Below are 12051 nucleotides of genomic sequence, written 5' to 3'. Positions count from 1 at the left end.
AGCAATTTTGTCCTGCACCGCGCAAAGGTTTTCGGGACGCTTCATACAAGGGAAGAGTTCATGCTTCGAATTCGCAAACTGGTTCTGGCCATCGCGGCAGCCTCGGCGCTGTCGTCCGGCATGGCTAACGCTCTGGGGTTGGGCGAGCTGACCCTCAAGTCGGCGCAGAACCAGCCGCTGGATGCCGAGATCGAACTGCTCGATGTGCGCGACCTCACCGCAGCGCAGATGGCGCCCAGCCTGGCGTCGCCGGAAGAGTTCGCCAAGGCCGGGGTGGCCTTCCCGCCGTACCTCGAAGACCTCACGTTCACCCCGGTGGTCAACCCCAACGGCAAGAGCGTGCTGCGGGTCACCTCCAGCAAGGCGCTGCCGGAGCCGGTGGTCAAGTTCCTGGTCCAGGTCATGTGGCCCCAGGGCCGTCTGCTGCGCGACTACAGCGTGTTGCTCGACCAGGCGCAGGCCCAGGGCAGCCAGCCGACCCAGGCCAATATCAACCCGGCGGTCAGCGCGGGCAGCTACACCACCAAGCGCCGCGACACCCTCTGGCAGATTGCGGCGCGCAACAGCAACGGCGGCTCGATCCAGCAGACCATGCTGGCCATCCAGGCGCTGAACCCGGATGCCTTCATCGGCAACAACATCAACCAGCTCAAGACCGGCCAGGTCCTGCGCCTGCCCGATCAGCAGCAGGCGCAGAGCATTCCCCAGGCCCAGGCCAACCGCGAAGTGGCCGAGCAGTACGCCGCCTGGCGCGAAGGCCGTCGCCTCGGCCCGCGTGCACGGCAACTGGACGCCACCCGTCGTGGCGAGGCCGGCGCCGCGCCGGCACGCATCGCCCAGGGCGACAACCTGCGCCTGGTGGCGCCGGGCGGCAAGGCTGCGGCCGGTGAGGCCAAGGCGCTGGGCGACGAGCTGGCCGTGGCCCAGGAAAGCCTCGACACCAGCCGTCGCGACAACGAAGAACTCAAGAGCCGAATGGTCGACCTGCAGAGCCAGCTGGACAAGCTGCAGCGTCTGATCGAGCTGAAGAACGACCAGTTGGCGCGCCTGGAGGCCCAGGGTGGCGCAGCACCGCAGCCGCCGGCCGGCGCGCTGCCGGGTGAGCCAGCTCCGGCGCAACCGGTGGTGAACGCCCAACTGACCCCGGCCGAACCGGTGGTCGCTCCGGCGCCTGCCGCCGCCGACACCGCGCCGCAGGATGTGGCCGCCGAAGTGCCGGCCAGCGAAGAGCCCGGCATGCTTGACCAGTTGCTGGGCAATCCGCTGCTGCTGGGCCTGATCGCCGGCTCCGCGTTCCTGGTCCTGCTGCTGTTGCTGCTGCTCCTGGCGCGCAAGCGCAAGGCCCAGCAGGAAGCCGAAAAGCACCTGCGCATGGCGCGTGCCCTGGCCGAGGATGGCGAGCGCGGCCCTGACCTGGAGCTGCCACCCAGCAGCTTCGAAGGCCTCGACGTGTCGGCGCCGACCGTGACCCTGTCGCCAGCGGTGGTGGCGGCCTCGGCGGCTGCGGCCGTTGCCGCGGAAAAGCCTGCGGCCCCCGTCGAAGCTGCCGCGCCGGCGGTCGATCCGCGCGCCGCGCTGCTGGCCGAAGTGGACGACAGCCTGGCCCGTGGCCGTCTCAACCATGCCGCCGACCTGCTGGAAGCGGCGGTGGCTTCCGAGCCACAGCGCAGCGACCTGCGCCTGAAGCTGATGGAAGTCTATGCCCGCCAGGGTGACCAGGACGCCTTCGCCGGCCAGGAGCGCAAGCTGGCGGTCAATGACGCGAACCAGGCCGAGGTCGCCGCGCTCAAGGAGCGCTTCCCGGCCATGCTGGGTGTCGCGGCGGTGGCGGCAGGCGCTGCCGGGGCCGCTGCCCTGGCAGCCGAGCTGGATGAGCAGTATGTCCAGGACCTGCTGCAGGACAAGGAGCTGGAGCTGGGCGAAAGCGCGCCGGAACTCGTCGTGGAGCCGGAACCTGAGCCTGTCGTGGCGGCCGAGCCGGAACCTGAGCCTGTCGTCGAGGAGGCCGACCTGGACAGCGCCTTCGACCTGAGCCTGGGTGATGACTTGCCGGTAGATGACCATCTGGACCTGGCTGGTCTTGAGGACTTGGTTGTCGAAGCGCCCGAGATCGAGGCCGAGCCTGCGCCTGCGGTTGCCGAAACCGATGCCGACGACGACTTCGAGGCTTTGCTTGCCCAGGCCCAGGCGACGCCGCAGAATGTCGACGATCTGGCCGAGTTCGACCTGGATGTCGCCGAACAGCCGGTGGCCCCGGCCAGCAGCGAGGAAGCCCCGGTGGACGTGGCGGCGGAGCTCGCGGCCTTCGAGGCCATTCCGGAGTTCGACCCGATCTCCGAGCTGGAGCTGCCCGAGGACTTCGACCTGTCGCTGTCGCTGGACGACGACTCGCCGGCGGCGAAGAACTTCGCCTCGGAACTGGACGACGTCAACGCCGAACTCGACAAGCTGTCGCAGAACCTCGATGTCCCGGCAGCGGCGCCTGAGCCACAGTTCACCGCCGAGGATGCGGCACTGGAGCCCGAGCCGCTGGACGACCTGGACTTCGACTTCTTCTCCGGCGCCGACGAGGTGGCCACCAAGCTCGACCTGGCTCGCGCCTACATCGACATGGGCGACCACCAGGGTGCCCGTGACATCCTCGACGAAGTGGTCAAGGACGGCGATGACAGCCAGCGCCAGGAAGCCAACGAGATGCTCTCGCGCCTGGTCTGAGGCGACGTTGCACCGCGCGGGGCAAGCCCATTCCCACAGAACACGTGGGAGCGGGCTTGCCCCGCGATCATTTCGGCCCCTGCACGGTTTGCCGGTATACTCCCGCCTTTCGTTTCAGCATCAGGTTTGCCGCTCTTGGACATCATCGACACCGCCGCCGCCGAATCGGCCGCCGAAGGCTACACCCGCATCGCCCTGGGCGTGGAATACAATGGCTCGCGCTACCGCGGCTGGCAGCGCCAGGCCAGCGGCGTGCCCAGTGTCCAGCAGGCCCTGGAGCAGGCGCTGTCGACGGTGGCCAACGAGCCGATCTCGGTGATCTGCGCCGGGCGTACCGATGCCGGCGTCCATGGTTGCGGGCAGATCGTGCATTTCGACACCCGCGCCGTGCGCGACGAGCGCGCCTGGACCCTGGGCACCAACTTCAACCTGCCCCACGACATCAGCGTGGTCTGGTCGGCGCCGATGCCTGCGCACTTTCATGCCCGCTTCAAGGCCACCGCGCGGCGCTATCGCTACGTCATCTACAACGATCCGATCCGCCCGGCCCACCTGGCCGAGGAAGTGACCTGGAACCATCGCCCGCTGGACGTCGAGCGCATGGCCGAGGCCGCGCAGTATCTGCTGGGCACCCATGATTTCAGCGCCTTCCGCGCCAGCCAGTGCCAGGCCAAGTCGCCGATCAAGCACATCCACCACCTGCGCGTGACCCGTCATGGGCGGATGATCGTGCTGGACGTGCGCGCCACCGCGTTCCTGCACCACATGGTGCGCAACATCGCCGGCGTGCTGATGACCATCGGCGCCGGCGAGCGTCCGGTGGAGTGGGCCCGCGAGGTGCTGGAGGGGCGCAACCGCCGTGACGGCGGAGTGACCGCGCACCCTTACGGCCTCTACCTGGTGCAGGTGGAGTATCCGCAGGAATACGCGCTGCCGCAGCGTTACATCGGCCCACACTTTCTTAGCGGTTACGAGGCGCTGGCAGACTGACGGGGCACGGGTCATTTGCTACCATCGACGCTTTCCCGATCACCCAAGGTTCGCCGTCCATGAGCAACGTTCGCAGCAAGATCTGCGGGATTACCCGTATCGAGGACGCCCTGGCCGCGGTCGAGGCCGGCGCCGACGCCCTCGGTTTTGTCTTCTATGCGAAAAGCCCTCGGGCAGTGGATGTGCGCCAGGCGCGGGCGATCATCGACGCGCTGCCGCCGTTCGTGACCACCGTGGGGTTGTTCGTCAACGCCTCGCGCTGCGAGCTCAACGAGATCCTCGAAGTGGTTTCCCTGGACCTGCTACAGTTCCACGGCGATGAGACCCCGGCCGATTGCGAGGGCTACCACCGCCCCTGGATCAAGGCCCTGCGGGTGCGCCCGGGGGATGACCTGGAGGCCGCCTGCCGCCACTACGCCGGCGCCCGCGGCATCCTGCTGGACGCCTATGTGCCGGGCGTGCCGGGGGGAACCGGCGAGGCCTTCGACTGGTCACTGATTCCGCAGCGCCTGAGCAAGCCGATCATCCTTGCCGGTGGCCTGTCGGCCGACAACGTGGCGGCGGCCATTCGCCAGGTGCGCCCGTACGCGGTGGATGTCAGCGGCGGCGTGGAGCAGGCCAAGGGCATCAAGGATGCTGCGAAGATCGAAGCCTTCATGCAGGCGGTGAAACACGCGTGAACGCGGATGTGACGGCTGGCCGCGCGCCATCGTCCATAGCTTTCGCAGCCCGGTGCTGCCAGGCCGCGCCAGAGCGCGGGGCATGCCGGGGAAGAATTGGAGGTGGGGCGGCCGTGGCCGGCCCATCGTCGCTTTACAGAAGAATTTGAGCTCAAGGGCAGGGCGGGGCCGCGCAGGTCTCCCTGGCCAATACTGGAGAAAGCAAGCATGAGCAACTGGTTGGTAGACAAACTGATCCCTTCGATCATGCGTTCCGAGGTGAAGAAGAGCTCGGTGCCGGAAGGGCTGTGGCACAAGTGCCCGTCCTGCGAAGCCGTGCTGTATCGCCCGGAGCTGGAAAAGACCCTCGACGTCTGCCCTAAGTGCAACCACCACATGCGTATCGGCGCCCGCGCGCGCATCGATATCTTCCTCGATCCAGAAGGCCGTGCCGAGCTGGGCGCCGACCTGGAGCCGGTCGACCGCCTGAAGTTCCGTGACGGCAAGAAGTACAAGGACCGCCTGACCGCCGCGCAGAAGCAGACCGGCGAGAAGGACGCGCTGATCTCCATGAGCGGCACCCTGATGGGCATGCCGATCGTGGTCAGCGCCTTCGAGTTCTCCTTCATGGGCGGCTCCATGGGTGCCATCGTTGGTGAGCGTTTCGTGCGCGCCGCCAACTACGCCCTGGAAAACCGTTGCCCGATGGTCTGCTTCTCCGCTTCCGGTGGCGCGCGCATGCAGGAAGCGCTGATCTCGCTGATGCAGATGGCCAAGACCTCCGCGGTGCTGGCGCGTCTGCGCGAAGAAGGCATTCCATTCATCTCGGTGCTGACCGACCCGGTCTACGGCGGCGTTTCCGCCAGCCTGGCGATGCTCGGCGACGTGATCGTCGGCGAGCCGAAGGCGCTGATCGGCTTCGCTGGTCCGCGGGTGATCGAGCAGACCGTGCGCGAGAAACTGCCCGAAGGCTTCCAGCGCAGCGAGTTCCTGCTGGAACACGGCGCCATCGATCTGATCATCTCCCGTGACGAGCTGCGTCCGCGCCTGGCGCGCCTGCTGGCGCAGATGACCGGCCAGCCGACCCCGGAAGCGGCCAAAGAGGTCGCCGCGGTCGCGTGATGAACCAGCGCAGCCTGGGCGACTGGCTCGCCTACCTCGAACAGTTGCACCCCTCGGCCATCGACATGGGCCTGGAGCGCTCGCAACAGGTGCTGGCGCGCCTGGGGCTGGGCAAGCTGGCGCCGCGGGTGGTGACGGTGACCGGTACCAACGGCAAGGGCTCGACCTGCGCTTTCGTGGCCGCGTTGCTGCGCGCCCAGGGGCTCAAGGTCGGGGTGTACAGTTCGCCGCACCTGCTGCGTTACAACGAGCGGGTGCTGATCGAAGGCCGCGAGGCCAGCGATGAGCGCCTGTGCGAAGCGTTCGCCGCGGTGGAAGCGGCGCGCGGCGAGATCTCGCTGACCTATTTCGAAATGGGCACCCTGGCGGCGTTCTGGCTGTTCAAGCACTGCGCGTTGGACGCGGTGGTGCTTGAGGTCGGCCTGGGTGGTCGGCTGGATGCAGTCAACCTGGTGGATGCCGACGTGTCGCTGGTCACCAGCATCGGCGTCGACCACGTTGACTACCTGGGTGATAGCCGCGAGTCGGTAGCCTACGAGAAGGCGGGGATCTTCCGTCAGGGCCTGCCTGCGCTGTGTGGCGACCTGGATCCGCCGCAGCCTTTGCTGGACAAGGTGCGCGAGCTGGATTGCCCGTTCTTCCTGCGCGGGCGTGATTTCGACCTGGATAGCAGCGTCGACCACTGGCATTGGCGTGGTCGCCAGCTCGACGGTTCGCCCGTTGAACTGCGCGACCTGCCGTTGCTCGACCTGCCTATGGAGAATGCCGCCCTGGCCTTGCAGGCCTTCCTGCTGACGGGCCTGCCGTGGGATAGCGGCAAGGTTCGCCAGGCCTTGCTGGACACCCGTATCACCGGTCGTCTCGACCGGCGCGAGCTGTTGCTGCAAGGCAAGCGCGTGGAGTTGCTGCTGGATGTCGGCCACAACCCGCACGCCGCTGAGTACCTTGCCCGCCGTCTGGCGGCGCGCCCGGTGAAGGGGCGGCGCCTGGCGGTGTTCGGCCTGTTGGCCGACAAGGACCTGGCCGGTGTGCTCGCGCCGCTGCGCGACCAGGTCGCCGACTGGGCGGTGGCGCCGCTGGACACGCCGCGTAGCCGCCCGGCCACGGAGCTGGCGGATGCCTTGACGAACCTGGGTGCGACAGTGAAGTCTTACGCCAGTGTCGCGGCTGCCCTCGAAGGGCAGTGCGCCCAGGCGACGGCGGATGACCAGGTTCTGCTGTTCGGTTCGTTTTTCTGCGTCGGCGAGGCCTTGGCCTGGCTCGAGCGGCAGGTCCCCGAGGATGGAGTAGATGGCAGTGCTGGATAAAGGGATGAAACAGCGCATGGTCGGTGCGCTGGTGCTGGTGGCGCTGGCGGTGATCTTCCTGCCGATGTTGTTCACCCGCGAGGACGAGCTGCGCCAGGTGCGAGTCGAGGCGCCGGAGGCGCCGGCCATGCCGAGTCTGCCCCAGGTGCAGGTGGAGCCGGTTCAGGTGCCGGAGCCTCAGCCGTTGCCGGAGCAGAACGCGCAGCCGCCGGTAGTGGTCGACGAGTCCACGGCGCCGGTGACGGCGCCGAGCCAGCCCATCGCGCCAGTCGCGACCGTGGCGCCACCTGTACAGCCCAAGCCGCAGACACCAGTGCCGACGCCGCCGGTCGCCAAGGTGGAGGCGCGTCCGGCGCCTGCACCGAGCGTTGCGCCTGCCGCCAAGCCGGCCGCGCCGTCGAAGATCGATGCCAACGGCCTGCCGGTGAGCTGGTCGATCCAGTTGGCCAGCCTGTCCAACCGGGCCGGTGCCGAGAATCTGCAGAAGACCCTGCGCAGCCAGGGCTACAACGCCTACATCCGTTCGGCGGACGGCATGAACCGGGTGTTCGTCGGGCCGCTGATCGAGCGCGCCGAGGCCGAGCGCCTGCGTGATGTGATCAGCCGCCAGCAAAACCTAAAGGGTATCGTGGTGCGCTTCCAGCCGGAGCGTGGCTGACGCACATCTCGGGAAATGCACATCCCCTTGTAGGAGCGGCCTTGTGTCGCGAAAGGGCTGCGCAGCAGTCCCGGCAATTTCTGCTTCGGCGCTGAAATCCTGGGGCTGCTCTGCAGCCCTTTCGCGACACAAGGCCGCTCCTACAGGTGCGCGCAGGATTTTGCAGCGTGGGATTGCCCCGCGAGGGCTTTTCTAGCACGCAAAGCTGTCCCCAGAGTCAGCCCGCAGCCCTTCAAACGCCTGACATTCCGCTTACTCCAAGCCCCTGGCTCTGGTAAAATGCGCCGCCTCTAACGTCGGCAGGCAACACCGTGGCATTTACCTGGGTTGATTGGGCGATCATCGCGATCGTCGTCATTTCATCACTGATCAGTCTCAAGCGTGGCTTCGTCAAGGAAGCCTTGTCCCTGCTCATCTGGATTGTCGCCGGTGCGGTGGCCTGGATGTTCGGCGGCTCGCTTGCGCAGTATCTTGAAAGCTATATCCAGATGCCTTCAGCGCGGGTCATTGCCGGCTGCGCCATTCTTTTCGTCGCCACGCTGCTGGTCGGGGCGATGCTCAATTTCCTCATCGGCGAACTGATCCGCGTGACCGGGTTGTCCGGCACTGATCGCTTCCTCGGCATGGCCTTCGGCGCCGCGCGCGGGGGCTTGCTGGTGGTGGTGGCGGTCGGGCTGCTGAGCCTGGGGCCGGTGCAACAGGATCCGTGGTGGCAGGAATCACGCCTGATACCACAATTTCTATTGGTAGCCGATTGGTCGAAGAACCTCATTCTCGGGTTCAGCGGCCAGTGGATGTCCAGTGGGGTCAGCGCACCCGTTGACCTTCCGTTCAAGGAGCAGTTGCTCGGGCCGACCAAGCCCTGAGCGCTCTTCACTCAAGTTTCATCAAAGTAGGGGTTGCGTCGCATGTGTGGCATCGTCGGTATCGTCGGTAAGTCGAACGTCAATCAGGCGCTGTATGACGCGCTTACGGTCCTCCAGCACCGCGGCCAGGATGCTGCCGGTATCGTGACCAGCCACGACGGCCGGTTGTTCCTGCGCAAGGATAACGGCCTGGTGCGCGACGTCTTCCAGCAGCGCCACATGCAGCGCCTGGTCGGCAGCATCGGCATCGGTCACGTGCGTTACCCGACCGCCGGCAGCTCCACTTCGGCCGAGGCCCAGCCGTTCTACGTCAACTCGCCCTACGGCATCACCCTGGCGCACAACGGCAACCTGACCAACGTCGAGCAGCTGGCCAAGGAGATCTACGAGTCCGACCTGCGCCACGTCAACACCAACTCCGACTCCGAAGTGCTGCTGAACGTGTTCGCCCACGAGCTGGCCGTGCGCGGTAAGCTGCAGCCGACCGAAGAAGACGTGTTCGCCGCGGTTTCCCACGTGCACAGCCGTTGCGTCGGTGGCTACGCGGTGGTGGCGATGATCACCGGCTACGGCATCGTCGGCTTCCGCGACCCCAACGGCATCCGCCCGGTGGTGTTCGGCCAGCGTCACACCGATGAAGGCGTCGAGTACATGATCGCCTCGGAAAGCGTGGCCCTGGACGTGCTCGGCTTCACCCTGATCCGCGACCTGGCGCCGGGCGAGGCGGTGTACATCACCGAAGGCGGCCAGATGTTCACCAAGCAGTGCGCCGAAAGCCCGAAACTGCAGCCGTGCATCTTCGAGCATGTCTACCTGGCCCGTCCGGACTCGATCATCGACGGCGTCTCGGTGTACAAGGCGCGCCTGCGCATGGGCGAGAAGCTGGCCGAGAAGATCCAGCGCGAGCGCCCGGACCACGACATCGACGTGGTCATCCCGATTCCCGACACCAGCCGCACCGCGGCGCTGGAGCTGGCCAACCACCTGGGCGTCAAGTTCCGCGAAGGCTTCGTCAAGAACCGCTACATCGGCCGTACCTTCATCATGCCCGGCCAGGCCGCGCGCAAGAAGTCGGTACGCCAGAAGCTCAACGCCATCGAGCTGGAATTCCGTGGCAAGAACGTGATGCTGGTGGACGACTCGATCGTGCGCGGCACCACCTGCAAGCAGATCATCCAGATGGCCCGCGAAGCCGGCGCCAAGAATGTCTACTTCTGCTCCGCGGCCCCCGCGGTGCGCTACCCCAACGTCTACGGCATCGACATGCCGAGCGCTCACGAATTGATCGCCCACAACCGTACCACCGAACAGGTGGCCGAGTTGATCGGCGCCGACTGGCTGATCTACCAGGACCTCCCGGACCTGATCGAATCGGTCGGTGGCGGCAAGATCAAGATCGAGCATTTCGATTGCGCGGTGTTCAACGGTGAGTATGTCACCGGCGATATCGACGAAGCCTACCTCGAGCGCATCGAGCAGGCCCGTAACGACCTGGCCAAGGTGAAGAACCAGGCGGTCAGCGCGATCATCGACCTGTACAACAACTGATTTGGGAGCGACGGCATGACCGATCAATGGGATGCCGGTCGACTGGACAGTGACCTCGAGGGTGTCGGTTTCGACACCCTGGCGGTGCGCGCCGGTCAGAACCGTACACCGGAGGCCGAGCACAGCGAAGCGCTGTTCCTGACCTCCAGCTATGTCTTTCGCACGGCCGCCGACGCCGCCGCGCGCTTTGCCGGCGAAACGCCGGGCAACGTCTACTCGCGCTACACCAACCCGACCGTGCGCGCCTTCGAGGAGCGCCTGGCGGCCATGGAGGGCGCCGAGCAGGCTGTGGCCACTTCCACCGGCATGGCGGCGATTCTCGCCGTGGTCATGTCGCTGTGCAGCGCTGGCGACCATGTGCTGGTATCGCAGAGCGTGTTCGGCTCGACCATCAGCCTGTTCGAGAAGTACTTCAAGCGTTTCGGCGTGCAGGTGGACTACGTGCCGCTGGTCGACCTGAACGGCTGGGAAAAGGCCATCAAGGCCAATACCAAGCTGCTGGTCGTCGAGTCGCCCTCCAACCCGCTGGCCGAGCTGGTGGACATCACCGCCCTGGCCGAGATCGCCCATGCCCGTGGCGCCATGCTGGTGGTGGACAACTGCTTCAGCACCCCGGCCTTGCAGCAGCCGCTCAAGCTCGGCGCCGACATCGTGTTCCACTCGGCCACCAAGTTCATCGACGGCCAGGGCCGTTGCATGGGCGGCGTGGTGGCCGGGCGCAGCGAGCAGATGAAGGAAGTGGTGGGCTTCCTGCGCACCGCCGGCCCGACCCTCAGCCCGTTCAACGCCTGGGTCTTCACCAAGGGGTTGGAGACTCTCAAGCTGCGCATGCGCGCCCACTGCGAGAGCGCCCAGGCGTTGGCCGAGTGGCTCGAGCAACAGGGCGGCATCGAGAAGGTCCACTACGCCGGCCTGCCGAGCCACCCGCAGCATGAACTGGCCAAGCGCCAGATGAGCGGCTTCGGCGCGGTGGTCAGCTTCGAGGTCAAGGGCGGCAAGGAAGGCGCCTGGCGCTTCATCGACGCCACCCGGGTGATCTCCATCACCACCAACCTCGGTGACAGCAAGACCACCATCGCCCACCCGGCCACCACCTCTCACGGCCGTCTGACGCCGCAGGAGCGTGAAGCGGCGGGTATCCGTGACAGCCTGGTGCGCGTGGCGGTCGGACTGGAAGACGTGGCCGACCTGCAAGCCGATCTGGCCCGCGGCCTGGCGGCGCTGTGATTGACTGGAAGGGTGGCGAACCCGGCCATAACGGCCGGGTGGCCCTGGTGACCGGTGCCGCCCGCGGCATCGGCCTGGGCATCGCCGCCTGGTTGATCTGCGAGGGCTGGCAGGTGGTGCTGAGCGATCTGGACCGCCCGCGCGGCACCAAGGTCGCCAAGGCCCTGGGCGACAATGCCTGGTTCATCACCATGGACGTGGCCGACGAGGCCCAGGTCAGTGCCGGGGTGTCCGAGGTGCTCGGGCAGTTCGGCCGGCTGGATGCGCTGGTGTGCAACGCGGCGATCGCCAATCCGCATAACCAGACCCTGGAAAGCCTGTCCCTGGCCCAATGGAACCGGGTGCTGGCGGTCAACCTCAATGGCCCGATGCTGCTGGCCAAGCATTGCGCACCTTATCTGCGCGCCCATGGTGGCGCGATCGTCAACCTGACCTCCACCCGCGCCCGGCAGTCCGAGCCGGACACCGAGGCCTATGCCGCCAGCAAGGGCGGCCTGGTCGCCTTGACCCACGCCCTGGCCATGAGCCTGGGGCCGGAGATCCGCGTCAATGCGGTGAGCCCGGGCTGGATCGATGCCCGTGACCCTTCGCAGCGGCGCGCCGATCCGCTGAGCGACGCCGACCATGCCCAGCATCCGGCTGGCAGGGTAGGGACGGTCGAGGATGTGGCGGCGCTGGTGGCGTGGTTGTTGTCGCGCCAGGCGGGGTTCGTCACCGGCCAAGAGTTCGTGGTCGATGGCGGGATGACCCGCAAGATGATCTACACCTGAGCTGTAACCTGTTGAGATGCAAGAGAAAGGGGCTTATAGCCGCTTTTTTTGTCGGTTGTGCCGGCCCTGTCGCGGGGCAAGCCCGCTCCCACGCTGTGGGTATCGGGTTGTGGGAGCGGGCTTGCCCCGCGATCAGGCTGCCCCAGCGGCTACCTTTTTTGCCCTTTTTGAAAAAAACTTCAATGGGGG

At 66.6% G+C, this 12051-nt stretch carries 10 protein-coding genes; all 10 read left to right on the top strand.

The features are described from left to right. Positions 1-60 precede the first annotated feature (60 nt). The gene (locus tag ACZ899_RS11390; protein WP_234561281.1) at positions 61-2715 is read left to right on the top strand and encodes a FimV/HubP family polar landmark protein; all 2655 of its coding nucleotides are present in this window, start codon (positions 61-63) and stop codon (positions 2713-2715) included. A gap of 135 nt (positions 2716-2850) precedes the next feature. Next, positions 2851-3705, top strand: coding sequence for a tRNA pseudouridine(38-40) synthase TruA (truA, locus tag ACZ899_RS11385; protein WP_234561280.1), 855 nt, complete (start codon positions 2851-2853; stop codon positions 3703-3705). A gap of 59 nt (positions 3706-3764) precedes the next feature. After that, on the top strand, positions 3765-4385 hold the full coding sequence (locus ACZ899_RS11380; protein ID WP_050704770.1) for a phosphoribosylanthranilate isomerase: 621 nt from the start codon (positions 3765-3767) through the stop codon (positions 4383-4385). Between the two features lie 207 nt (positions 4386-4592). Further along, a complete protein-coding gene (gene accD / locus ACZ899_RS11375) occupies positions 4593-5486 on the top strand; it encodes an acetyl-CoA carboxylase, carboxyltransferase subunit beta (RefSeq protein WP_028690439.1) in 894 nt (297 codons plus the stop codon). Continuing rightward, a complete protein-coding gene (gene folC / locus ACZ899_RS11370) occupies positions 5486-6793 on the top strand; it encodes a bifunctional tetrahydrofolate synthase/dihydrofolate synthase (RefSeq protein WP_234561279.1) in 1308 nt (435 codons plus the stop codon). The genes accD and folC overlap by 1 nt, the downstream gene beginning before the upstream one ends. After that, positions 6777-7451, top strand: a complete 675-nt coding sequence (locus ACZ899_RS11365) for an SPOR domain-containing protein (RefSeq protein ID WP_234561278.1) — start codon at positions 6777-6779, stop codon at positions 7449-7451. Before folC ends, ACZ899_RS11365 begins: the two co-directional genes overlap by 17 nt. 311 nt (positions 7452-7762) lie before the next feature. Then, positions 7763-8317: a CvpA family protein gene (locus tag ACZ899_RS11360; protein WP_050704773.1), complete on the top strand. Its 555-nt coding sequence runs from the start codon at positions 7763-7765 to the stop codon at positions 8315-8317. A gap of 42 nt (positions 8318-8359) precedes the next feature. Further along, positions 8360-9865 carry an amidophosphoribosyltransferase gene (gene purF, locus ACZ899_RS11355; protein ID WP_203647522.1) on the top strand — a complete coding sequence of 502 codons (1506 nt, stop codon included), beginning with the start codon at positions 8360-8362 and terminating at the stop codon, positions 9863-9865. 15 nt (positions 9866-9880) lie between these two features. Further along, a complete protein-coding gene (locus ACZ899_RS11350) occupies positions 9881-11092 on the top strand; it encodes an O-succinylhomoserine sulfhydrylase (protein WP_234561277.1) in 1212 nt (403 codons plus the stop codon). Then, positions 11089-11862 (top strand): SDR family oxidoreductase, encoded by a 774-nt coding sequence (locus ACZ899_RS11345; protein WP_203647521.1) that lies wholly within the window; start codon positions 11089-11091, stop codon positions 11860-11862. The genes ACZ899_RS11350 and ACZ899_RS11345 overlap by 4 nt, the downstream gene beginning before the upstream one ends. Positions 11863-12051 lie beyond the last annotated feature (189 nt).

Source organism: Pseudomonas sp. TE31087, from assembly GCF_057284075.1.
The sequence above is the reverse complement of the archived record's forward strand: the minus strand, read 5'-3'. Positions and strand labels throughout refer to the sequence as shown.